Consider the following 22,851-nt stretch of genomic DNA (forward strand, 5'->3'; position numbering starts at 1 on the left):
CAAGCGATAGTAGCTGCCACGGGGTTGGCCTCCCGCCGCACTCGCCGGTTGTGACCAGACCGGGAGCATTAGGCTCATCGAACGTGTCCGACGCTGCTGTTACTGATGCCGAATTGCTGGCCGGCGCACTCGTCGCGCTGAACCGCCGCGCCGAGGTCCTGCGCGAGCTCGGCGCGGTGTTCGCCGGCGCGGGCCACGAGCTGTACCTGGTCGGCGGCAGCGTGCGCGATGCCCTGCTGGGCCGGTTGACCGAAGACAGCGATCTGGACTTCACCACCGACGCCCGCCCCGAGCAGATGCTGAAGTTCCTGCGACCCTGGGCCGACGCGATCTGGGACACCGGCATCGAGTTCGGCACCATCGGCGTGGGCAAAGGCGGGCACCGGCTCGAGATCACCACGTTCCGCGCCGACAGCTACGACCAGGTGTCGCGCAATCCGACGGTCGAGTTCGGCGACAACCTCGATGACGATCTGGTGCGCCGCGACTTCACCGTCAACGCCATGGCGGTGCGGATCGGCGCCGACGGACCGGCCGAATTCCATGACCCGCTGGGCGGTTTGGCGGCCATCCAGGCCAAGGTCCTCGATACGCCGTCGGCGCCGGAGGTGTCGTTCGGAGACGATCCGCTGCGCATGCTGCGGGCGGCCCGCTTCGTCTCCCAGCTGGGGTTCGGGGTGGCGCCGCGCGTGCTCGAGGCGTTGCTGGAGATGGCCCCGCAGCTGTCCCGGATCACCGTCGAGCGCGTCGCCGCCGAGCTGGACAAGCTGCTGCTCGGCCAGGATCCCGTGGCCGGTGTCGATCTGATGGTGCAGACCGGGCTCGGTGAGGTGGTGCTGCCCGAGGTCGGCGAGATGCGGATGGCCATCGACGAACATCACCAGCACAAGGACGTGTACTGGCATTCGTTGACGGTGCTGCGGCAGGCCGTCGATCTCGAAGACGACGGTCCGGATCTGGTGTTGCGCTGGGCCGCACTGCTGCACGACATCGGCAAGCCCGCGACCCGCAAGCACGAATCCGACGGCGGGGTGAGCTTCCACCACCACGAGGTGGTCGGCGCCAAGATGGCCCGCAAGCGGATGCGCGCGCTCAAGTATTCCAAGCAGATGATCGACGACGTCTCGCAGCTGGTCTATCTGCACCTGCGGTTCCACGGCTACGCCGACGACAAGGGTGCCGGCAAGTGGACGGATTCGGCGGTGCGCCGGTATGTCACCGACGCCGGTCCGCTGCTTTCCCGGCTGCACAAACTCGTTCGCGCCGATTGCACCACCCGCAACAAGCGCCGCGCGGCACGGCTGCAGGCCAACTACGACGATCTGGAGAACCGGATCGCCGAACTGGCGGCCAAGGAGGATCTGCAGCGGGTCCGGCCCGACCTCGACGGCAACGAGATCATGGAGATCCTCGGCATCCCGGCCGGCCCGCAGGTGGGCGAGGCCTGGAAGCACCTCAAGGAGCTGCGCCTCGAGCACGGGCCGCTGTCCCGCGAGCAGGCCGTCGACGAATTGCTGAAATGGTGGAACGCCAGGGGCTGATCGTGCGTCTGATCAGTCATGGACTACTGCCTGGGTGAGCCCGACGGAACGGCGACCATCTTCAGCGGGACACCCGATGTAGATGTCGACGGCAACGGCAGCCTCGACGGCATCGGGCTCGATGTCGACGGGGACGGCCGGATCGACGACGTGATGGCCGATCTCGACGGCGACGGTATCGCCGAGCGCGCGGTGCTCGACGTCGATGACGACGATCACGCCGAAAGTTATTTCTCCGACGACGGTTCGGGCACCTGGGCGCTGCGGGTGGACCGCACCGGACAGGTGCGCTGGTTCGGCCTCGACGGGGTCGAGCACACGGGCGGTCCGCTGGTCGATTTCAATGCCGACGGCACCGCCGATGACCGGTTGCTGGACGTCGACGGGGACGGCCTGGCGGATCGGGTGATCGGTCCGGGCCTGGCGTACGTCGACACCGACGGTGACGGGCGCTGGGACCTGAAGCTGGCCGACACCGATGGCGACGGCCGCGCCGACGCGGTGTCTTAGCCTCGCCCCGCGAGCGCGCGTGTCTGTACGCCGACACGCCGTATATCGTGTGCAGTTGCGGTCGCTCGCGGCTGACGAGTGAGCGCTCAGCCCCGGCCGGCTCCCGGTGGCCCGGCGAAGGCCTGCGCGATCGTCAACCACTTGACGGCGTCGTCACCTTCGGCTCGCACGTCCAGATCCGCGGGAGCCCGGCGCTGGGTCACCAGCATGCAGAAGTCTTCGGCCGCACCCGTCACCCGCTGCGCGGCGTCGGCCGGCCCCCACTCCCACAGCGAGCCGTCCGGCGCGCTCAGCTCGACTCGGAACGGCTCGGCCGGCGGCGTCAACCCATGCACCGTGAACGCGAAATCCCTTGTGCGCACGCCGATATGGGCAATTGAACGCAGCCGTGCGGTGGCCGGTCGACGTACTCCGAGGGCGTCGGCCACGTCGAGTCCGTGCGCCCAGGTCTCCATCATGCGGGCCGTCGCCATCGACGTCGCGCTCATCGGGGGTCCGAACCAGGGCAGCTTGCGGCCCTCGGCCACGTTGAGCAATTCGGTGTGCAACCGGGCGCGGGTGGCGCGCCAATCGGCTAGCAGTTGTTCCGGTGGCGTCAGGGCGAGTTCCTCGGCTGCGGCGTCGACGAATCCCGTCGGGTTCTGCATGGCCTCGGCGAGAACGGCGTCGAAGCCCGGGCCATCGGTGATCGCGATGACCGACACCCGGTCGGTCCACCACAGGTGGGCGATCTGATGGGCGATGGTCCAGCCCTCGGCCGGGGTGGGGGCGGCCCACCGTTCGGGCGGCAGATCGGCCACCAACGCGTCGAGTTCGTCGCTCTCGGCGGACAAGTCGGCCACGACGGCCGCGGCGCTCACCATGGCGGTCAGCCTAGACCGGCGGCGTGTGCGGCTTCGGCGACGCCACCGCGGCGTGCACGCCGAGGCCGGCCAGATACGCTGCCGCGCCGGCCGCGACCAGGCCGGGGGAGTGCCCGTCGGCGGGGATCACCGCGGCCGCCGCCGCGATCGCCAACACGAACGACATCCAGAACAGCGCATCCTGCACGGTGAACACGTGGCCGCGCAGCGCGTCGTCGACGTCGATCTGCATGGCCGAATCCGCGCACAGCTTCACCAGCTGGCCGGCCGCACCGAGCAGCAGACCGCACGCCAGCATCACCGGAATGTGCAACCCGATCGCCAGCAGTTGCACCACCACCGCGACACCCAGCGCGCCGTTGGCCGTCCGGTACCGCCCGAACCGGCCGATCACCGCCGGGGCGGCCACAGTGGCGGCGAACTGTCCGATGCCGCCGGCCACCACGAACAGCACCGCGGTGCCCAACCCGAGACCGGTCACGTCGGGATCGTCGGTGTGCCGCACGATGACCAGCACCAGCAGCGAGTTGATGCCGAACGCCATCCGATGGGCGGCCAGCCCGGCCAAGGTACCGGCGACCGGGCGGACGGCCAGTACGGTGCGGGCCCCATGCACCCATCCCGTCGACACCGCATACGCCACCGAGCCGTGGATGGCGCGTTTGCTCTCGTGCGGACCCAGCACGTGCGGCCCGAAACGCACCGACAACCACAGGGCCAACGCCACCGGCAGCGCCACGATGAACATCACCACGGCCGCACCCGTGTCGTCGGCACCGAACAGCTTGCGCGGCAGCAGCATGAAGTCCGCGCCGAGGAAGGCCGCGACCGCGCCGATCGCGGTGGCCACCGAGTTCATCGTGACCACCTGATCGCGGGGCACCACATCGGGCAGCGAGGCCGAAAGACCCGACGAGACAAACCTGGTCAACCCGTTGACGATCAAGGCCCCGCACAGGATCGGCACGTCGTCGGCGCCCATGGTCAACAGGAGACCCACCAAGAGCACCAGCAGCAGCCGGCCGAGGTTCGCGCCGACGAGCACCAGGCGCCGGTCCCACCGGTCCAGCAGCGCTCCGGCGAACGGGCCGAGCACCGAGTAGGGCAGGAACATCACCGCGAACGCCGCGGCGATCTGCCACGGCTCGGCCTGGCGTTCCGGGTTGAACAGGATCGCCCCGGCCAAGCCGGCCTGGAACAGCCCGTCGCCGAACTGGCTGACCGCGCGTAACTCCAGGAGCCGGCGGAATTCGGTCATGCCGCGCAGCGAGTGCCAGAGGGCGCCGAGCGCGCGAGCATGAACCACCCGATCCACAGTACAAAGCTCCCGCGACATCCAAACCGCCGAAATCTCACCGCGCCCGCGCTTGTTCTCCACGTCACGGCAATCGCGGTGCCATGATGTAGGCGTGGCGCAGTCAGAAGACCCGGAGGATTTCATCGCGCCTGCGGCGCAGCGGGTGCGGCCGGGCACGCTGTTGCTGGCCAACACCGATCTGCTGGAGCCGACGTTCCGGCGCAGCGTCATCTACATCGTCGAACACAACGCCGGCGGGACACTCGGTGTGGTACTCAACCGGCCCAGTGAGACCGCGGTCTACAACGTGCTGCCGCAGTGGGCCAAGCTCACCGCCAAACCGAAGACCATGTTCATCGGCGGTCCGGTCAAGCGCGACTCGGCGCTGTGCCTGGCGACGCTGCGGGTCGGCATGCAGGCCGACGGGGTGCCGGGGCTGCGGCACGTGCAGGGGCGGGTGGTGATGGTCGATCTCGACGCCGATCCGGACACTCTGGCCCCGGTGATCGAAGGGGTGCGGATCTTCGCCGGATACTCGGGCTGGACCATCGGCCAACTTGACGGTGAGATCGAACGCGACGATTGGATCGTGCTGTCGGCCTTGCCCTCTGATGTGCTGGCCGAGGCGCGTATCGACCTGTGGGGCCGGGTGCTGCGACGTCAGCCGTTGCCGACGGCGATGCTGGCCACGCACCCGATCGACGTCAGCCGCAACTAGCTCGACGTCACTCGCAGGACAGCGTGCAGCCGGCGCACGAACCGGCGCAGCCGGCACCGGACTGAGACCGGGCTTCGGTGACCGCCACGGCCTTGGCGCTCTGCCAGCAGCCCGTGGCCACGGTGGCAACGGCCCCGATGATGCACACCACGACGACCATCAGGCCGGTATGAGGCGCTGCGGCCAGGGCGGCGGCGCCACCGGCGGCCAGCATGACCGCGGCGGCCAGTTGGGTGGGCGCCACGGCCCGCAGAACCGAGCGCACGGGATCACCGGTGCGAGGTCTGGTCAACAACCACAGCCCGAACACGCCGACGATGACGGCGGCGCTCAAACACAGCAGCGCGGCGATCAGCATGCGCCACACAATACGAGGCGCCGGCCGAAGTTGCGAGGTCGCCCCGGGTGTCGGCGGGTCAGCCCTGCAGGCCCAGGAGCTGCGGCAAACCCGGTACCGGGGCGGGAGCCGGGGCGGCCGGGGTAGCTGGCGCCGGGGCCGGGGCCGGCGCCGGAGCGCTGACCTTGAAGCCGGACACGATCGCATCCGCGGCGTCGGCAGCCGCGGAAACACCCTGGTTGGCCGCCGAGTAGTTCACCGACAACGACACCAGATAGTGGTCTTGGCCGGCCGTGGCCAGGATGTGCCTGCGCGAGGTATTGAGCATCTGGCTGCCGGACAGGTAGCTACCTTCGATGAACGCCGACGGGAAACCGTTGAAGGCGCCCATGGCCATGTCGGTGGTGCGCCAGTTCTGCAACTGCTGGCTGTCGACGTAGCCGTGGCTGATCGCTTCGGCCGGATCGAAATTGCCGACGAGCTTGTAGACCACCACCTGGGCGTTGGGGGTGTAGAGGTCGGTGCTGGACCGGTCGGCGATCACGGCGAACGCGTCGGGCACATTGGGATCGGGCACCTTGGTCCAGCCCGAGGGCAGCGGCAACACGATGCTCAACGCCTTGAAGTCGTGGCTGACCTGGGGCTCCATCTTCACGCCCTTGCTCTTGAAGAACTCGGCAAGGCTGCCGGAGGTGGCCGGGCTGATGGTTTGCGCCACCGGGACGGGTGCCGCTGCCGCTGCCGCGACGGGTGCGGCCACCGGCGCCGCGGACGCCACCGCGGGTGCCGGATTGACCGGAGCGCCCGGTGCAGCCGGCGCTGCGGCGGGGGCGACCGTGACGGTCTGGGTCACCGTCACCGGACCGGGAACGCTGGGAACCGGGAGAAGGGGTTCGGCTGAGGCGGTCTGACCAGCGAAACCGACAACCCCGGCCACGCCGGCGGCTGCGCCCGCTGCCAGCACCCGCCACCGGCGGGCCAACTCGATCATCACTCGTTCCTTCCGCAAACTGTGCGCTCACCAGGCGACTTTCACCAGGCGCCGACACTATCCGCGGGTCACCACCTACCACCAGCAACTCAATCGAGTCGGAATCAACCCCTGACAGTGCTGCGATGCAACCGATACCAACCCGTGGCCTTGGGGCGGTCCGACGGGCGGTGAGCTGCCCAAACCGTGGCCTTATACCCTGAACGGCGTGATCGAACCCGCTGAACCGTCCAACTCGCGTCCGGAAGAGGACGCCCCGCAGCATCGCTACACCACGCAACTGGCGGGCCAGATCGAGCGCGACTGGCAGGAACGGTGGAACGCGCTGGGCACGTTCAACGTGGCCAATCCGGTGGGCTCGCTGGCGCCGCAGGACGGCTCACCGCTGCCCGCGGACAAGATGTTCGTCCAGGACATGTTCCCGTATCCCTCCGGCGAGGGTCTGCACGTCGGGCACCCGCTGGGTTACATCGCGACCGACGTCTACGCCCGGTACTACCGGATGACCGGGCGCAACGTGCTGCACGCGCTGGGCTTCGATGCGTTCGGTCTGCCTGCCGAGCAGTACGCCGTGCAGACCGGAACCCACCCGCGCACCCGCACCGAGGCCAACATCGTCAACTTCCGCCGGCAGCTGGGCCGGCTGGGGTTGGGTCACGATTCGCGGCGCAGCTTCGCCACCACCGATGTCGACTTCTACAAGTGGACGCAGTGGATCTTCCTGCAGATCTACAACGCCTGGTTCGATCCGGCGGCCCGCAAGGCCCGGCCCATCACCGAGTTGATCGCCGAATTCGATTCCGGCGCACGCACTCTCGACGACGGCCGGACGTGGGGTGAGCTGTCGGCGGCCGAGCGCGCCGATGTGGTCGACGGCTACCGCCTCGTGTATCGCGCCGACTCGATGGTGAACTGGTGCCCGGGGCTGGGCACCGTGTTGGCCAACGAGGAAGTCACCGCCGACGGCCGCAGCGATCGCGGCAACTTCCCGGTGTTCCGGAAGCGCTTGCGGCAGTGGATGATGCGTATCACCGCCTACTCTGATCGGCTGCTCGACGACCTCGAGGTGCTGGACTGGCCGGACAAGGTCAAGACCATGCAGCGCAACTGGATCGGCCGCTCCACCGGCGCGTCGGTCGAATTCGGTACCGCCGCAGGAGATGTCGAGGTGTTCACCACCCGGCCGGACACCTTGTTCGGCGCCACCTACCTGGTGCTGGCGCCCGAACATAATCTCGTGGATGCGCTGGTGGCCGACGCCTGGCCCGGCGGCACCGATTCGCGGTGGACCTTCGGTGCGGCGACCCCGGGTGAAGCCGTGGCCGCCTACCGGGCCGGCATCGCGGCCAAGTCGGATCTGGAGCGCCAGGAGAACAAGACCAAGACCGGGGTGTTCCTGGGCGCCTACGCCACCAATCCGGTGAACGGCGAGCAGGTTCCGATCTTCATCGCCGATTACGTGCTGGCCGGTTACGGCACCGGCGCCATCATGGCGGTGCCCGGTGGCGACCAGCGCGACTGGGACTTCGCGACCGAGTTCGGCTTGCCCATCGTCGAGGTGGTCGCCGGCGGCGACATCACCGAGTCGGCTTACAACGGTGACGGCACCATGGTCAATTCCGGCTACCTCAACGGTCTGTCGGTGGCCGAGGCCAAGGCCGCGGTGATCGAACGCCTGGAGGCCGACGGCCGTGGCCGGGCCCGGATCGAGTACAAGCTCCGCGATTGGCTGTTCGCCCGGCAGCGGTACTGGGGTGAGCCGTTCCCGATCGTCTACGACGCCGACGGCCGCGCCCATGCCCTGCCGGAATCGGCTCTGCCGGTGGAACTTCCGGATATCCCCGACTATTCGCCGGTGTCGTTTGACCCGGATGACGCCGACAGTGAGCCGTCCCCGCCGTTGGGTAAGGCCACCGAGTGGGTGCATGTCGAGCTGGATCTCGGCGACGGGCTGCAGACCTACACCCGCGACACCAACGTGATGCCGCAGTGGGCGGGTAGCTCCTGGTATGAGCTGCGCTACACCGATCCACACAACTCAGAAGAGTTGTGCGCCAAGGAGAACGAGGCGTACTGGATGGGTCCGCGGCCGGCCGAGCACGGCCCGGACGATCCGGGCGGTGTCGATCTCTACGTCGGCGGTGTCGAGCATGCGGTGCTGCACCTGCTGTACTCCCGGTTTTGGCACAAGGTGCTTTTCGACCTCGGCCATGTCAGCTCGAAGGAGCCGTACCGGCGTCTGGTCAACCAGGGTTACATCCAGGCGTTCGCCTACACCGACCCCCGGGGCAGCTACGTGCCTGCGGCCGAGGTCGTCGAGCGCGACGGCAAGTTCTTCTGGCCCGGTCCTGACGGTGAGATAGAGGTCAAGCAGGAGTTCGGCAAGATCGGCAAGAGCTTGAAGAACTCGGTCTCACCGGACGAGATCTGCGACGCCTACGGCGCGGACACCCTGCGTGTCTACGAGATGTCGATGGGGCCTCTGGAGGCGTCGCGGCCCTGGGCCACCAAGGATGTCGTCGGGGCGCACCGGTTCCTGCAGCGGGTGTGGCGTTTGGTGGTCTCCGAAGAAACCGGAGCGACCAACGTCAACGAGCACGAGGCGCTCGACACCGACACCCTCAAGATCCTGCACCGCACCATCGCGGGGGTGGCCGAAGACTATGCGGCACTTCGCAACAACACCGCCGCGGCCAAGCTGATCGAGTACACCAACCACCTGACCAAGGAAGGGGTGTCGGCCCGCGCCGCGATCGAGCCGCTGGTGCTGATGGTCGCCCCGTTGGCGCCGCACCTGGCCGAGGAGTTGTGGAAGCGGTTGGGCCACGACGCGTCACTGGCGCACGGGCCGTTCCCGGTGGCCGACCCGCAGTATCTGGTGGACGACACCATCGAGTTCCCGGTTCAGGTCAACGGCAAGGTGCGCGGCAAGATCACCGTGCCGGCCGATGCAGACAAGGCGGCACTCGAGGCCGCCGCGCTGGCCGACGAGAAGGTGCAGGCCTTCCTCGACGGCGCCACCCCGAAGAAGGTCATCGTCGTCCCGGGCCGGCTGGTCAACCTCGTCGTCTAGTGATTTGTGCACCTCCGGTAACGCTGACCGTTACGGGAGGTGCACAAATCACCCGGGGCGGACCACGATCTCGTGGACATGCCCGTCGGGTGGGGTGGTGACGGCGGTGGTCACCAGCCCGGCGACGGTCTCGGGCTTGAGGAATTTGGCCGGGTCGTACTGGCCCTCTTCGTAGGCCACCAGGTCGCGTTGCATCTCGGTGTCGACCCGTCCGGGGAAGATCGATGTGACCCGCAGCGACGGCTCGTCGGCCCGCAGTGAATCGGCGAAGGCACGCAACGCGAACTTGCTGGCCGAGTACGACGCCATTCCGGCCGAAACCTTCTGCCCGGCACCGGAATTGATGAACACCACGTGTCCGCGTGCGGCGCGCAGGGCCGGCAGCAGGGCCAGCGTAAGAGCCACCGCGCCGGTGACGTTGACCTCGAAGGTCGCCCGCCACTGTTCGGCGATCGACTCCGCGACGCTGCCGGGGTAGAGCACCCCGGCGTTGTGCACCAGGACATCGAGCTCGGCGAGCACCTCGGTGGCCGATTCGATCGAATCGGGGTCGGTCAGGTCCAGCGGCCACGTCGGGGCGCCCAACCGTTCGGCCAGGGCATCCAGGCGCGCGGACGGGCGGCCCGCCAACAGCAGCGTGTGGGTGGGCGCAAGGGCGTCGGCGATCGCCGAACCGATGCCGCCGGCGGCTCCGGTGATCAATGCAGTCGGCACGACTGCAACGTTACTGTGACGGCGAAAGCGACGGGGCCGGCCTGCGGACCGGGCCGTGGCGTCGCATCATGGTAGGGATGCCACCGGATCCCAGCTTCGCTCCAACCCAGCTCGCCGCGCGGGCCGCCTACCTGCTGCGCGGCAACGACCTGGGAGTGATGACCACCGCCGCGCCACTGCTGTATCCGCACATGTGGAGTTGGGATGCGGCGTTCGTGGCGATCGGCCTGGCTCCGCTGAGCGTGGAGCGGGCCGTGGTGGAGCTCGACACCCTGCTCTCGGCGCAGTGGCGCAACGGCATGATTCCGCACATCGTGTTTGCCAACGGTGTCGACGGCTACTTTCCCGGCCCGGCGCGGTGGGCCACCTCGGCGCTGGCGGACAACGCGCCACGCGCCCGGCACACCTCGGGCATCACCCAGCCGCCCGTGCATGCGATCGCGGTGCAGCGCATCCTCGACCACGCCCGCACCCGGGGCCGGTCCACTCGCGCGGTGGCGGCCAGTTTCCTGGACCGCCGGTGGTCGGATCTGGTGCGGTGGCATCGCTGGTTGGCCGAGATGCGCGACCAGGACGGGCGCGGCCGCATCACGCTGTACCACGGCTGGGAGTCCGGCATGGACAACTCGCCGCGCTGGGACAGCGCGTACGCCAACGTGGTTCCCGGCGCCGTGCCGGAATACCAGCGTGCGGACAACACGATCATCACCGATGCCTCGCAGCGGCCGAGCGATCTCGAGTACGACCGGTACCTGTGGCTGCTCGAGGAGATGAAATCCGTTCGCTACGACGACGATCTGCTGCCCAAGGTGATGAGCTTCGCGGTCGAGGACGTCTTCGTCTCGGCGGTGTTCTCGGTGGCCTGCCAGGTGTTGGCCGAGATCGGTGAGGACTACAAGCGCCCGCATGCCGATGTCCGTGATCTCTACGGGTGGGCCGAGCGCTTCCGGGTCGGCGTCGTCGAGACGAGCGATGAACGTAGCGGTGCGGCAAGAGATTACGACGTCCGCGCGAAGAAGTGGGTGGCCACCGAGACCGTCGCGCAGTTCGCGCCGCTGCTGTGCGGCGGGTTGCCACACGAGCGGGAACGCGCGCTGTTGCGCCTGCTCGAGGGCCCGCGGTTCTGCGGGCACCCGGATCTGAAGTACGCGCTGATTCCGTCGACGTCACCGGTGTCGCGCGATTTCCGGTCCCGTGAATACTGGCGCGGCCCGGTCTGGCCGGTGATGACGTGGTTGTTCTCGTGGTGCTTCGCCCGACGCGGCTGGGCCGAGCGGGCCTCGGCGCTGCGCCGGGAGGGCTTGCGGCAGGCCAGCGACGGGACGTTCGCCGAATACTACGAGCCGTTCACCGGCGAGCCGCTGGGAAGTATGCAGCAGTCGTGGACCGCGGCGGCGGTGTTGGACTGGCTGGGCTGAGCCCAAGTTGAGCCCGGGAGCCCGTTACTCCGTCTTGGCGTGGGCGGGCTGCGCCGGTTCGTTTTGGACGGCCAACCGCTCCAGCGGAGCCAGCGCCTTGGCCAGGGTCTCCAGGTCCTCGGTGCTCAGGTTGGCCAGCCGGTCGGCAAGGTCGGCGCGGCGGGCGGCCAGCGATTCGCGGTGCTGCACGAGGCCGCGCGGGGTCACCTCCACGAGGACGGCGCGAAGGTCAGAGGGGTCGCGGGAGCGTTTTACCAGACCCAGTTTCTCCAGTCGGCGGATCGCCACGGTGGTAGTGGGGGTGCGCACGCGTTCGCGGGCAGCCAGCTCCGTCATGCGGATCGGGCCCTGGTCCAGCAGCGTCAGCAGGATCGAGAGCTGGGCCAGCGTGAGTTCTCCGGCCGTGCCCTTGTTGGTGTCGCCACGACGCAGCACCGAGAACACCTTCGAGAGGACGCGCTGCAGCTCCCCGGCCAGCTCTGTGACCTGCGAATCGGGCTCTACCATAATTCGCTAGTCTAACCTGTCTGACGCTGCCACGTTGTCAGCTTGTGTGGTTTGGAATGTGGGTTTCACGGGGCTCAGAGCACCTGGGACAGGAAGCGGCGCAACCGATCCGTCTCGGCGGATTCGAAGATCGCCTCCGGTGTGCCGGACTCGACGACCTTGCCGTGGTCCATGAACACCACCGAGTCCGCGGTCGAGCGGGCGAAGCCCATCTCGTGGGTGACCGCCAGGATCGTCATGCCGTCGCCGGCCAAGTCGGCGATCAACTCCAGAATCCCCTTCACGAGTTCGGGATCCAGCGCTGAGGTGGCCTCGTCGAAGAACATCACCTGGGGCGCCATCGCGAGTGCCCGGGCGATCGCCACCCGCTGCTGCTGGCCGCCGGACAGCGTGGCAGGGCGCACCTCGGCCTTGTGCCGCAGACCCACTCGGTCCAGTTGGGCCAGCCCCAGCTCGCGGGCAGCCTCGGCGCTGAGCCCTTTGAGTTTGCGCGGGCCGAGGGTGACGTTGTCGAGCACGCTGCGGTGCGGAAACAGGTTGAATTGCTGAAAGACCATCCCGATGCGCTGGCGCAGCTGGTCGGGATTGTCGTTGAGCACCGAGCGTCCGTCGAGCAGGATGTCGCCGCGGTCCGGCTCGTAGAGCCGGTTGAGGGTACGCAACAGCGTCGACTTACCGGAGCCGGACGGCCCGATGACGGCGGTTGTGGTGCCGGCCGGAACATCGAGGTCCACCCCGCGCAGCACCGGGTTGGGTCCGAAGGCCAGATGAATGTCCTTGGCGGCCAGCGCGACCGGCTGCGGTGCCGACATCAGATCATCTCCTGGGTGGTGGCCGGGGGCAGCGGATCCTCTTCGACCGGGGGACGCCCCTTGCGCAGCCGGTTGTCGACGAAATTCACCAGATGGGTCAGCGGGATGGTCAGCAGTAGGTAGAACAGACCCGCGGCCACCAGCGGCGACAGATTTCCCGTCTGCGCGTTGAGATCTCGGCCCACCTGGAACAGTTCGCGCTGACTGGCCACCAGGCCCAGGAAGTACACCAGCGACGACGCCTTCAGCAGTGAGATGAACTGGTTCATCAGTGCGGGAAGGACCCGGCGTACACCCTGGGGAACCACGACCAGCCGCATCGACGAGGTATAGCTGAAGCCAAGTGCGCGTGAGGCTTCCAGCTGCCCGGGCTCCACGCTCTGGATGCCGGAGCGGAAGATCTCGCCGACGTAGGCCGCGGCCATCAGCCCGAGCGCCGCAATCCCCAACGGGTACGGGCTGTTTCCCGTGAGCGATCCCACCACCGGCCCGATGCCCAGGCCGATCAACAGGATGATCACCACCTCGGGCAGACCGCGGAAGATGTCGGTGTAGACCCGGGCCGGCCAGCGCAGCCAGCGAGAGCGGGAGATGCCCGCCACGGCCAGGATCATCCCGAGGACCAGGCCGATGACGCTGGCGCACACGGTGAGGATGAGCGTGTTGGGCAGCCCGGTGCGCAGCAGGTCGGGGATCGCCTGCTTGTAGAGCTCCCAGTCCAGGAATGAGTCCGCCAGTTGCGCCAGTGTCGATTTCGGCGCTGCCGGCCCACCGGCGGCGGGTGCCTCGTGGGCTGCGGCGATGGCGGCGAAATCGGGTAGCTGGGGGACCGGCGCGGCTTTCGAACCGGGCTTCCAGCCGGGCGGCAGGGCTCGCGGCACCCAGTCCGAATAGAGCTTGGCCCAGGTGCCGTCGGCGATGACGGCGTCCAGCCCGGAGTTGAGCGCGTCGATCAGCGGCCGGTTCTCCTTGGCCACCGCCCAGGCCACGAAATTGTCCAGGCTGAAGGTGTTTTCGATGATCTGGGCCGGGTCGCCGGGCTGCACGGTGCCCGAGGCCTGCTGCGAAGGTGCCACCCAGGCGTCGATCTGACGGGTCTTGAGGCTCGCGTAGACGGTGTTGTAGTCGGGGAACTTGACCGGCTGCAGCCCCAGCGTGTCGATGACGTAGGCCTCCTGCACGGTGCCCTGCACCACCCCGATGCGCTGACCGGGCGCGAGCTGCCCGAAGCCGGTGATCGGCGACCCGGTCGGCACCACCAGCGAGAAGTATCCGAAGTCGTAGCCGTTGGTGAAGCCGACCGTGCGGCGTCGGGCATCGGTGGTGGTGATCGACGAGGAGGCCACGTCGAACCGCCGAGAGGCGGTCTGCGCCAACAGCCCTGAGAAGTCGGTGCCGACGAAGTTGATCCGCAGGCCCAGCTTGTCGGCGATGGCGCGGAGAAGCTCGTTGTCGAAGCCGGTGAACTGTCCGGCCGAGTTGATGCAGATGCTGGGCGGCGCGTCCGACAGTGTGCCGACGGTGAGCACACCGGGGGTGCCCAGGCCGAGGGTGTCGGCCCGGATGGCGTCCAGGGGCACCACGTTGGGGGTGGTGTACTTGTCGGCGCCCGGACCCGTGGCCGCGGCGGCCAGGTTGGTGGGCAATGCGCTGGCGCTGTCGACGCCGGGGGGTGCGCACTGGTCGACGTCTGCTGCGGCCGGTGCTGCCCACACCAGTCCGAGCAACATCAGGACCGTGGTCAGCAGCGCGGCTGATCGTCTGATGTCCATCTGATGCAACCTAGTGGGCGAGGGTCCGGTGTTGAGCGATTCCGCTCATGGGGACCGCAAGTCGCCGAACACTCCGCGCCGGGTGAGCTCGCCGATCATGATCTGCGCCATCAGCTCGGCCCGTTCGGTGCAGGCCTTGCGGGCGCCGTCGGGATCACGTGCGTGGATCGCGGCGATCTCCGCCTCGTAGCCGGCGAGAAACTCCGCCTTGGCCTTCGGATAGCTGATCCAGAACTCCGAGGGGGCAAAGCTCTTGCCGGCGCGGATGGTGGCCTGCAGGCGGGGTCCGGCGTATTCGGCGTTGATCGCGTCACGGAACGTCCAGCAGGCCTCCTGGAAGGCCTTGGTGTCCTTCGCTGCGCGCAGCGCGCGCAAGGAATCGTCTAGGAATGCCAAAATTCGGGGCGTGGGGCTGGCGGCACACCGCGCCGAGGCGATGCCGTTGAGGATGCCGTACAGCTCGTGATGCTCGGCCACGGTGGCCTCGTCGAACCTGGAGACGAACGCGCCGCGGTGATATCGCGTCGAGAGGATGCCGTCGTGCTCGAGCTGCACCACTGCTTCCTGGATCGGGACGCGGCTCAGTCCCAGGTCGCGGACGATCTCGTTGCGGTCGATACGGTCACCGGAGCGCAGCTTGCCCGTCATCACCAAATTGATGATGTGCGTGACAACCTGGTCCTTCTCCTTGACCCCGTAGTTCTTGGGCACCCTGTCGTAGCTCCCCCATGGTTGGGCTGCACCCCCCCGGTGCGTTGGCGTTGCGCCAGTTTCTCATGCGCCCGCCGAATTGGTGATGTCAGTGTGGCAGCTTATTCGTCGGCCTTTGCCAGACGGCCGTCGCGCCAGCGGCACAACGCCTCCGCGGCGGTCAGGTCATAGTCGGGTCCGTTGACGCCGACGGTGAGGATGCTGACCCCCAGATCGGCCAGCGCGTCGGCCTCGGCGAGCATGGCCTCGATGCCGCCGGATTCCTGCACGCCCGCCGAGCGCTGCACGGTGGACGGATCGCGACCGGTCGCGGCGCAGTGTTCGGCGAGTACCTCGGCCTTGCCCGGGTAGGTGTTGCGGTCGACGAATGCGTGCCAGATGTGGGCGTGCTCGGCCACCAGGCGCAGGGTCTTGCGTTCACCCTGGCCGCCGATCAGGATCGGGATCTCGCGGGTGGGTGCCGGGTTGAGCTTCGCCAGCCGGCCCTCGATCCGGGGCAGCGCCTGCGCCAGGTCGTCCAGCCGGCTGCCTGCGGTGCCGAACTCATACCCGTACTCGTCGTAATCCTTTTGCTTCCAACCACTTCCGATGCCCAGGATCAGGCGGCCGTCGGAGATGTGGTCGACGGTGCGGGCCATGTCGGCGAGCAGCTCGGGGTTGCGGTAGGAGTTGCAGCTGACCAGCGCCCCGATCTCGATCCGCGACGTCTGCTCGGCCCAGGCGCCCAGCATCGTCCAGCATTCGTAGTGCGCGCCGTCGGGATCGCCGTAGAGCGGGAAGAAGTGGTCCCAGTTGAAGGCGATGTCGACGCCGATGTCCTCGCAGCGGCGCACCGCGTCGCGGATGTGGCGGTAGACGGGGGAGTGCTGTGGCTGTAGTTGCACGCCGATGCGGATGGGATGGCTCACTTTTCCGAGCCTACTTCGCGCTGCAGCAGGCTGCGCAAAATCTGCACCAGCTTGGCCGGTTGATCACCTTGCACGGAATGCCCGGAGTCGGCGACGACGTGGGTGCGCCGGAATCCCGGTGCGCTATGTGCGAATGTCTCGGCGTCCTCGTCGTTGACGAAGAACGAGTTGGCGCCGCGAATCAGGGTGGTGGGCATGGTGATCGACGGGACGTCGTCCCACAGGCCGTCAAACCCGTCGCCCTTGCGGAACGAGTCGTAGCGCCAGGTCCAGGTGCCGTCGTCGAGTTGCTTGGAATTGTGGAACACCCCGCGTCGCAACGAGTTCGGGTCCCGATGCGGGGCGGCGGCGACGGTGGCCTCCAGCATGGCGGCAAATGTCGGGAAGGTGCGGTTCTCCTGGACCAGGGCGACGGTGCCCATCTGCGCCTTGGTCATCTCGGTGTGGCGTTCGGGTGCCGACGGGGTGACGTCGACGAGGGCGAGCTCGGGAACCAGGCGGGGTTCGGTGGCCGCGATGCGCAGCGCGGTCAACCCGCCCAGCGACATGCCGACCACCAGTCGCGGCGCCGGGGCGTGCGCCTGCAGGACGGGAATGAGGGTGGCGGCGTTGAGTTTCGGACCGTAGTCACCGTCCTCGCGCCACGCCGACCGTCCGTGCCCGGGCAGGTCGATGGCCAGCGCGGGCTCACCGAGCCCCAGGATCACGGTGTCCCAGGTGTGGGCGTTCTGACCGCCGCCGTGCAGGAACACCACCTTCGGCGCGTCGGTGCCGAACTTCAGCGCGCTGATCGGACCCTGTTCGATGCGCTCGACCGCCGGCAGCGGTCCATTGGCGCCGATCTGCTCGGCGTTCTCGGGCAGCAACGCGAACTCGTCGAGGGTCAGCAGTTCCTCGTCAGAAATCTCCGGGGCCACGTCTGCGGACATTACTCCGGAGCCGGGCCGCCCTCAGCTGCCGACTGGGGCGGTGGTCCGGATCAGGTGATCGAACGCGGACAGCGCTGCCGTCGCACCGGCTCCGGCGGCGATGACGATCTGCTTGAACGGCACCGTCGTGCAGTCGCCGGCGGCGAACACGCCGGGGACCGACGTCTGGCCGCGCTCGTCGATGACGATCTCGCCGCGCTTGGACAGCTCGACGCTGCCCTCGAGCCACTCGGTGTTGGGCAGTAGACCGATCTGGACGAAGACGCCCTGCAGCTCGAGGTTGTGCGACTCGCCGGTGGTGCGGTCCTGGTAGGTCAGGCCGGTCACCTGGGCGCCGTCACCGAGGACCTCGGTGGTCAGCGTGCTCAGCAGGATGTCGACGTTGGGCAGGCTGCGCAGCTTGCGCTGCAGCACCTCGTCGGCACGCAGCACCGAATCGAATTCGATCAGCGTCACGTGGGAGACGACGCCGGCGAGGTCGATCGCGGCTTCCACGCCGGAGTTGCCGCCGCCGATGACGGCGACACGCTTGCCCTTGAACAGCGGTCCGTCGCAGTGCGGGCAGTAGGTGACGCCCTTGTTGCGGTACTCGGCCTCACCCGGCACGTCCATCGCGCGCCAGCGGGCGCCGGTGGCCAGGATGAGGGTGCGCGCGGTCAGCGAGGCACCGCTTTCCAGCGAGATCTCGATGAGCCCGCCCTCGTCGATCGCGGGCAGCAGCTTCGCGCCGCGCTGGGTGTTCATCACGTCGACGTCGTACTCGCCGACGTGGGCTTCCAGTGCCGCGGCGTACTTCGGTCCCTCGGTGTGCGGGACGGAGATGTAGTTCTCGATCGCCATCGTGTCGAGCACCTGACCGCCGAACCGCTCGGCGACCACGCCGGTGCGAATTCCCTTGCGGGCGGCATAGATTGCGGCCGCGGCCCCCGCGGGCCCGCCGCCGACCACCAGCACGTCGAAGGGGTCCTTCTCGGTGATCGCTTCGGCGGTGCGCTGCGCGGCGCCGACGTCGACCTTGCCGATGATCTGCTCCAGCGTCATGCGGCCCGAGTCGAACAGCTCACCGTTGAGGAAGACGGTGGGCACGGCCAGCACCTTGCGCTGTTCGACCTCGTCCTTGAACAGCGCGCCGTCGATGGCGACGTGGCTGATGCGCGGGTTGAGGATCGCCATCAGGTTCAGGGCCTGCACCACGTCGGGGCAGTTCTGGCACGACAGCGAGAAATAGGTCTCGAAATGCAGGTCGACGTCGAGGGCCCGCACCTGCTCCAGCAGTTCGGGGGCTTCCTTCGACGGGTATCCGCCGACCTGCAGCAGCGCCAGGGCCAGTGAGGAGAACTCGTGGCCCAGCGGGATGCCGGCGAACCGGACCTCGACATCGGTGCCGGTGCGGCGGATGGCGAACGACGGCCGCCGGGTGTCGTCGTCGGCGCGCGAATAGGTGATCTTGTCCGACATCGCGGCGATCTCGGTGAGCAGTTCGGCGAGTTCGGCGGACTTGGCGCCGTCATCGAGGGAGGACACCAGCTCGATCGGCGCGGTCAGCCGCTCCAGCAGGGACTTCAATTGGCCGGCGAGTGAGGTGTCGAGCATGCGGATCAACTCCATCGATGAGGGGACTGGCTGGGCCCATGTGGCCCGAAAGATTTTGGTGGGGAACAGTTCTGGTGAGCGGTGCGGGCCGGGTGGACCAGGCCCGCACCGTCAGCAGCAGTGATGCCGGCGTTAGATCTTGCCGACGAGTTCCAGCGACGGGGCCAGGGTCTCTTCGCCCTCTTCCCACTTGGCGGGGCAGACCTCGCCCGGGTGGTTGCGAACGTACTGGGCGGCCTTGACCTTGCGGACCAGTTCGGAGGCGTTGCGGCCGATGCCCTCGGCGGTCACCTCGGTGAACTGGACGATGCCGTCGGGGTCGACCAGGAAGGTGCCGCGGTCGGCCAGGCCCTGGTCCTCACGGAGCACCTCGAAGTCGGTGCTGATCTGCAGGGTCGGGTCGCCGATCATGGCGTACTGGATCTTGCCGATCGTGTCGGACGAGTCGTGCCACGCCTTGTGGGTGAAGTGGGTGTCGGTGGACACCGAGAACACCTCGACGCCGAGGCGCTGCAGCTCCTCGTAGTGGTCGGCCAGGTCGCCGAGCTCGGTCGGGCAGACGAAGGTGAAGTCGGCCGGGTAGAAGAAGAAAATGGCCCACTTGCCCTTGATGTCGGCGTCCGACACGGGGATGAACGCGCCGTTCTTGTAGGCGGTCGCGGAGAACGGCTTGATTTGCTTGTTGATCAGGGCCACGGGTACCTCTATTCGTCACTGTGGGATGTTTACTGCGCCTCCCAGCGTAATCGTTTTCTTGAATAGATCCAGTTTGCAGGCCCGCTTGTGGGCAGTCTCACAACGCCGAGAGAATGTGATCCGACCCCCAGATGCCAAGTGGGCGGCCAGGTTTGACCCGGCCGCCCACTGAGCAAGAGATCTAGCCTTCGATGAAGGTCTCCAGCTGGATGCGCGCGACGTCGTCGGCGATCTGCTTGGGCGGGCTCTTCATCAGATAGGCCGAGGCCGCCTCGACGGGGCCGCCGATGCCGCGGTCCTTGGCGATCTTGGCGGCGCGCACCGCGTCGATGATCACACCGGCCGAGTTCGGCGAGTCCCACACCTCGAGCTTGTACTCCAGGTTCAGCGGCACGTCACCGAAGGCGCGGCCCTCGAGGCGGACGTAGGCCCACTTGCGGTCGTCGAGCCACGCGACGTGGTCGGACGGGCCGATGTGGACGTTCTTGTCCTCGACCTTGCCGGCCAGCGAGCCGGTCAGGTTGGAGGTGACGGCCTGGGTCTTGGAGACCTTCTTGGACTCCAGGCGCGAGCGCTCCAGCATGTTCAGGAAGTCCATGTTGCCGCCGACGTTGAGCTGGTATGTGCGGTCCAGCGTGACGCCGCGGTCCTCGAACAGCTTGGCCATCACGCGGTGGGTGATGGTCGCGCCGACCTGGCTCTTGATGTCGTCGCCGACGATCGGCACACCGGCGTCGGAGAACTTCTTGGCCCACACCGGGTCCGACGCGATGAACACCGGCAGCGCGTTGACGAAGGCCACCCCGGCGTCGATGGCGCACTGGGCGTAGAACTTGTCGGCCTCTTCCGAGCCCACCGGCAGGTAGGAGACGAGCACGTCGACCTTGGCGTCCTTGAGCGCCTTGACCACGTCGACGGGCTCGAAGTCGGAGATCTCGATGGTGTCGGCGTAGTACTTGCCGATGCCGTCCAGCGTCGGGCCGCGCTGCACCGTCACGTTGGTCGGCGGCACATCGGCGATCTTGATGGTGTTGTTCTCCGAGGCGAAGATGGCCTCGGAGAGGTCGAAACCGACCTTCTTGGCGTCCACGTCGAACGCGGCCACGAACTTCACGTCACGGACGTGGTAGGGGCCGAACTTCACATGCATCAGGCCGGGCACGCTGCTGTTCTCGTCGGCGTTCTGGTAGTACTGCACACCCTGTACCAGGGACGCCGCGCAGTTGCCGACGCCGACAATGGCGACCCGGATCTCTCCTGCGTGCTCAGACATGGACGCTCTCCTTACTCAAATTCGGTACTGCTCGGCATCGGGCTGCGTTATTGCGGTTCTGGGCGGCTTTGGCCCAGTCGTTCAGCCGCGATCAACTCGTTAAGCCAGTTCACTTCTCGCTCACTGGACTCCAGCCCCAACTGGTGGAGCTGGCGGGTATAGCGGTCGAACGAGCTGCTGGCCCGCGCCACGGCTTCACGCAGACCTTCCCGTCGTTCCTCTACCTGCCGACGGCGCCCCTCCAGGATTCGCATCCGGGCCTCGGCCGGGGTGCGATTGAAGAAGGCCAGGTGAACACCGAACCCGTCGTCGGAGTAGTTCTGTGGACCGGTGTCGGCCACAAGTTCGGCGAAGCGTTGCTTGCCGGCGTCCGTCAGCTGGTAGACCCGACGCCCGCGGCGCACCTTGGTCGACCCCAGCGGCGCGGCATCCTCGTCGATCAGCCCGTCGGCCTGCATGCGGCGCAGTGCCGGATAGAGCGAACCGTAGGAGAAAGCCCGGAACGCGCCAAGCAACCCCGTCAGGCGTTTGCGCAGCTCGTAGCCATGCATCGGCGATTCGAGCAGAAGACCGAGGATCGCTAGCTCCAGCACAGAATCACCCCTTTCGACAGTTCGATGCATTGACCGCTACGACAAATCAACACCTCGCCAAACTGTATCGCGCCGATATATTCAGCGACAAGTCAGTGACCGGGCGGCCACCGCGGGGTCAGCGGTCGGCGCGCCAGATCTGTTTGGTGGTGCCGTCCGGGAACAGCTCGATGTGGCCGGAGCCGAAATCACTGTTGACGTGGATGTCGATGGTCACCGCATCCGGGGTCGACGGATCCTCGGCCGGGCTCACCCGTAGCCACACATCCTTGACGTCGGTGCGTTGGACACCGACGGTGTCGGGCGCCCCCCGCAGCACGGCCAAGGTCTTTTCGAAGTCGAACTTGGCCAGGTCGACCAGCCGGTCATCGTTGTCCAGCGCGCTCGGTGACGAACTGGGATCACCCCACCCGCCGCGGTAGTAGTAGGTCTGCTGGCGCCGGTTGTCCTGCGGATCGGGCCGATCCAACATCGCCATGTCGGTGTGGATGTCCAGCTCGAAGCCCATGGTGTTGCCGAACCGCTGCCGCATCTGATCGAACAGCCCGGTCAAGCCGTTGAGCGAGTGCAGCTGTTTGGGTGGGGTCAGCACGACGGGTTCGATGCCGTCGGGCACTGCGCCGGGATCGGAGTTGAAGCTCAACGGCGAGGACGTGTTGCCGTACAGCCCCCAGCCGATGCCCATCCCGAGCAGGACCAGCACGACCGCCGCCGCCAGCCGCAGACCCCAGCCGGGCCCTTGCCCGCCGACCATCCGGGGCGGCCGCGGCTTGTCCAGCGTCGGCAGCTGCACCGGCGCATTGGAGTTCTGCAGGTCTTCCACCAAGCGGGCGAGGTCACCCAGCGTCGTGGCGTTGGTGGCCGCGGCCACGCGTTGCCGGTGTTCCTCCATCGACAACTGACCTTCGCTCAGCGCGTTGTCGAGCACCTTGCAGGTGTCGTTGCGGTCGCTGTCCTTGGCCCGCGTTGTCGAGGTCTGCCGTGTTGCCACGGATCATGATCGTAGGAGCTGTGATGCGGTCGCGCCTCCCTCTTCAGTGGGCCGACGTACTCTGGTCAACGTGCGATTGCAGAGACAGGTGGTGGACTACGCCCTCCGGCGGCGGTCCCTGCTGGCTGAGGTCTATTCGGGGCGCACCGGCGTCTCGGAGGTCTGTGATGCCAACCCCTACCTGCTGCGCGCAGCGAAGTTTCACGGCAAGCAAAGCTCGGTGATGTGCCCGATCTGCCGTAAAGAGCAGCTCACGCTGGTGTCGTGGGTATTCGGCGAGCATCTGGGCCCGGTCTCGGGTTCGGCCCGCACCGCGGAGGAGCTGGTGATGTTGGCAACTCGTTACGACGAGTTCGCAGTCCATGTGGTGGAGGTATGCCGCACCTGCAGTTGGAATCATCTGGTCAAGTCATATGTGTTGGGCGCGCCACGGCCGCCGAAGGCACGGGGGACCCGACCCACGCGCAAGTCCGCGCGTACGGCCAGTGAATAGCGAAGGGCGCCACAGTCGGTCAGCCAACGACGCCCGTAATGCGGCTGACCGCCTCGGTGCGCGCAAGAATCCTCCGCCGCCGCGGGACAACCCGCAGCCGGCGCGGGAGAA

General features: G+C 67.6%; 22 protein-coding genes. 6 read left to right on the plus strand and 16 right to left on the minus strand.

Annotation, left to right across the window (positions count from 1 at the left end; all coding sequences use genetic code 11):
• Positions 1-83 precede the first annotated feature (83 nt).
• Both A5733_RS08340 and A5733_RS27685 read left to right on the plus strand, forming a co-directional pair.
• On the plus strand, positions 84-1,541 hold the full coding sequence (locus tag A5733_RS08340; protein ID WP_076239787.1) for a CCA tRNA nucleotidyltransferase: 1,458 nt from the start codon (positions 84-86) through the stop codon (positions 1,539-1,541).
• A gap of 18 nt (positions 1,542-1,559) precedes the next feature.
• Complete coding sequence (locus A5733_RS27685) at positions 1,560-2,051, plus strand: pullulanase (protein ID WP_076239788.1); 492 nt, start codon at positions 1,560-1,562, stop codon at positions 2,049-2,051.
• A gap of 86 nt (positions 2,052-2,137) precedes the next feature.
• Here A5733_RS27685 and A5733_RS08350 read toward each other — a convergent pair whose 3' ends face one another.
• Both A5733_RS08350 and A5733_RS08355 read right to left on the minus strand, forming a co-directional pair.
• Complete coding sequence (locus tag A5733_RS08350; protein WP_067774591.1) at positions 2,138-2,914, minus strand: TIGR03084 family metal-binding protein; 777 nt, start codon at positions 2,912-2,914, stop codon at positions 2,138-2,140.
• A 10-nt stretch (positions 2,915-2,924) separates the two neighbouring features.
• Positions 2,925-4,220, minus strand: a complete 1,296-nt coding sequence (locus tag A5733_RS08355; RefSeq protein WP_076239808.1) for an MFS transporter — start codon at positions 4,218-4,220, stop codon at positions 2,925-2,927.
• 103 nt (positions 4,221-4,323) lie between these two features.
• Between A5733_RS08355 and A5733_RS08360 the strand changes: the two genes are divergently transcribed.
• A complete protein-coding gene (locus A5733_RS08360) occupies positions 4,324-4,929 on the plus strand; it encodes a YqgE/AlgH family protein (protein ID WP_067774594.1) in 606 nt (201 codons plus the stop codon).
• A gap of 7 nt (positions 4,930-4,936) precedes the next feature.
• Here the strand turns inward: A5733_RS08360 and A5733_RS08365 are convergent, their stop codons facing one another.
• A complete protein-coding gene (locus tag A5733_RS08365; RefSeq protein ID WP_067774597.1) occupies positions 4,937-5,287 on the minus strand; it encodes a hypothetical protein in 351 nt (116 codons plus the stop codon).
• A gap of 58 nt (positions 5,288-5,345) precedes the next feature.
• A complete protein-coding gene (locus A5733_RS08370) occupies positions 5,346-6,257 on the minus strand; it encodes an LpqN/LpqT family lipoprotein (protein WP_076239789.1) in 912 nt (303 codons plus the stop codon).
• Between the two features lie 199 nt (positions 6,258-6,456).
• Between A5733_RS08370 and leuS the strand changes: the two genes are divergently transcribed.
• Complete coding sequence (gene leuS / locus A5733_RS08375; protein ID WP_369830916.1) at positions 6,457-9,330, plus strand: leucine--tRNA ligase; 2,874 nt, start codon at positions 6,457-6,459, stop codon at positions 9,328-9,330.
• A 48-nt stretch (positions 9,331-9,378) separates the two neighbouring features.
• Here the strand turns inward: leuS and A5733_RS08380 are convergent, their stop codons facing one another.
• Positions 9,379-10,044 (minus strand): SDR family oxidoreductase, encoded by a 666-nt coding sequence (locus A5733_RS08380; RefSeq protein ID WP_076239791.1) that lies wholly within the window; start codon positions 10,042-10,044, stop codon positions 9,379-9,381.
• A gap of 77 nt (positions 10,045-10,121) precedes the next feature.
• Between A5733_RS08380 and A5733_RS08385 the strand changes: the two genes are divergently transcribed.
• Positions 10,122-11,462: an amylo-alpha-1,6-glucosidase gene (locus A5733_RS08385; protein ID WP_067774608.1), complete on the plus strand. Its 1,341-nt coding sequence runs from the start codon at positions 10,122-10,124 to the stop codon at positions 11,460-11,462.
• A 24-nt stretch (positions 11,463-11,486) separates the two neighbouring features.
• Here A5733_RS08385 and A5733_RS08390 read toward each other — a convergent pair whose 3' ends face one another.
• The 11 genes from A5733_RS08390 to A5733_RS08440 all read right to left on the minus strand — a co-directional run bounded on the left by A5733_RS08390 (position 11,487) and on the right by A5733_RS08440 (position 22,247).
• Positions 11,487-11,969 (minus strand): MarR family winged helix-turn-helix transcriptional regulator, encoded by a 483-nt coding sequence (locus A5733_RS08390; RefSeq protein WP_076239792.1) that lies wholly within the window; start codon positions 11,967-11,969, stop codon positions 11,487-11,489.
• Between the two features lie 74 nt (positions 11,970-12,043).
• Complete coding sequence (locus A5733_RS08395) at positions 12,044-12,781, minus strand: amino acid ABC transporter ATP-binding protein (RefSeq protein ID WP_076239793.1); 738 nt, start codon at positions 12,779-12,781, stop codon at positions 12,044-12,046.
• Positions 12,781-14,553 carry an ABC transporter substrate-binding protein/permease gene (locus A5733_RS08400; protein ID WP_076239794.1) on the minus strand — a complete coding sequence of 591 codons (1,773 nt, stop codon included), beginning with the start codon at positions 14,551-14,553 and terminating at the stop codon, positions 12,781-12,783. Before A5733_RS08400 ends, A5733_RS08395 begins: the two co-directional genes overlap by 1 nt.
• A gap of 45 nt (positions 14,554-14,598) precedes the next feature.
• On the minus strand, positions 14,599-15,264 hold the full coding sequence (locus A5733_RS08405; protein ID WP_076239795.1) for a GntR family transcriptional regulator: 666 nt from the start codon (positions 15,262-15,264) through the stop codon (positions 14,599-14,601).
• A gap of 101 nt (positions 15,265-15,365) precedes the next feature.
• Positions 15,366-16,172, minus strand: a complete 807-nt coding sequence (locus tag A5733_RS08410; protein WP_076239796.1) for an LLM class F420-dependent oxidoreductase — start codon at positions 16,170-16,172, stop codon at positions 15,366-15,368.
• Positions 16,169-17,101, minus strand: a complete 933-nt coding sequence (locus tag A5733_RS08415) for an alpha/beta fold hydrolase (RefSeq protein ID WP_076239797.1) — start codon at positions 17,099-17,101, stop codon at positions 16,169-16,171. The genes A5733_RS08410 and A5733_RS08415 overlap by 4 nt, the downstream gene beginning before the upstream one ends.
• A 21-nt stretch (positions 17,102-17,122) precedes the next feature.
• A complete protein-coding gene (gene ahpF, locus A5733_RS08420) occupies positions 17,123-18,694 on the minus strand; it encodes an alkyl hydroperoxide reductase subunit F (RefSeq protein WP_067774657.1) in 1,572 nt (523 codons plus the stop codon).
• Positions 18,695-18,826: 132 nt separating this feature from the next.
• Entirely contained in the window at positions 18,827-19,390 is a 564-nt protein-coding gene (gene ahpC / locus A5733_RS08425; RefSeq protein WP_076239798.1) for an alkyl hydroperoxide reductase subunit C, read from the minus strand.
• Between the two features lie 181 nt (positions 19,391-19,571).
• On the minus strand, positions 19,572-20,663 hold the full coding sequence (locus A5733_RS08430) for an inositol-3-phosphate synthase (RefSeq protein WP_076239799.1): 1,092 nt from the start codon (positions 20,661-20,663) through the stop codon (positions 19,572-19,574).
• A gap of 47 nt (positions 20,664-20,710) precedes the next feature.
• A complete protein-coding gene (locus A5733_RS08435) occupies positions 20,711-21,256 on the minus strand; it encodes a PadR family transcriptional regulator (RefSeq protein WP_067774632.1) in 546 nt (181 codons plus the stop codon).
• A 118-nt stretch (positions 21,257-21,374) separates the two neighbouring features.
• Positions 21,375-22,247 carry a DUF1707 domain-containing protein gene (locus A5733_RS08440; protein WP_076239800.1) on the minus strand — a complete coding sequence of 291 codons (873 nt, stop codon included), beginning with the start codon at positions 22,245-22,247 and terminating at the stop codon, positions 21,375-21,377.
• A gap of 70 nt (positions 22,248-22,317) precedes the next feature.
• Here A5733_RS08440 and A5733_RS08445 point away from each other — a divergent pair, with 70 nt between their 5' ends.
• On the plus strand, positions 22,318-22,740 hold the full coding sequence (locus A5733_RS08445; RefSeq protein ID WP_067774660.1) for a DUF5318 family protein: 423 nt from the start codon (positions 22,318-22,320) through the stop codon (positions 22,738-22,740).
• Positions 22,741-22,851 lie beyond the last annotated feature (111 nt).

It is taken from the genome of Mycobacterium sp. NS-7484, from assembly GCF_001953975.1.
In the GTDB taxonomy this organism is placed as follows: domain Bacteria; phylum Actinomycetota; class Actinomycetes; order Mycobacteriales; family Mycobacteriaceae; genus Mycobacterium.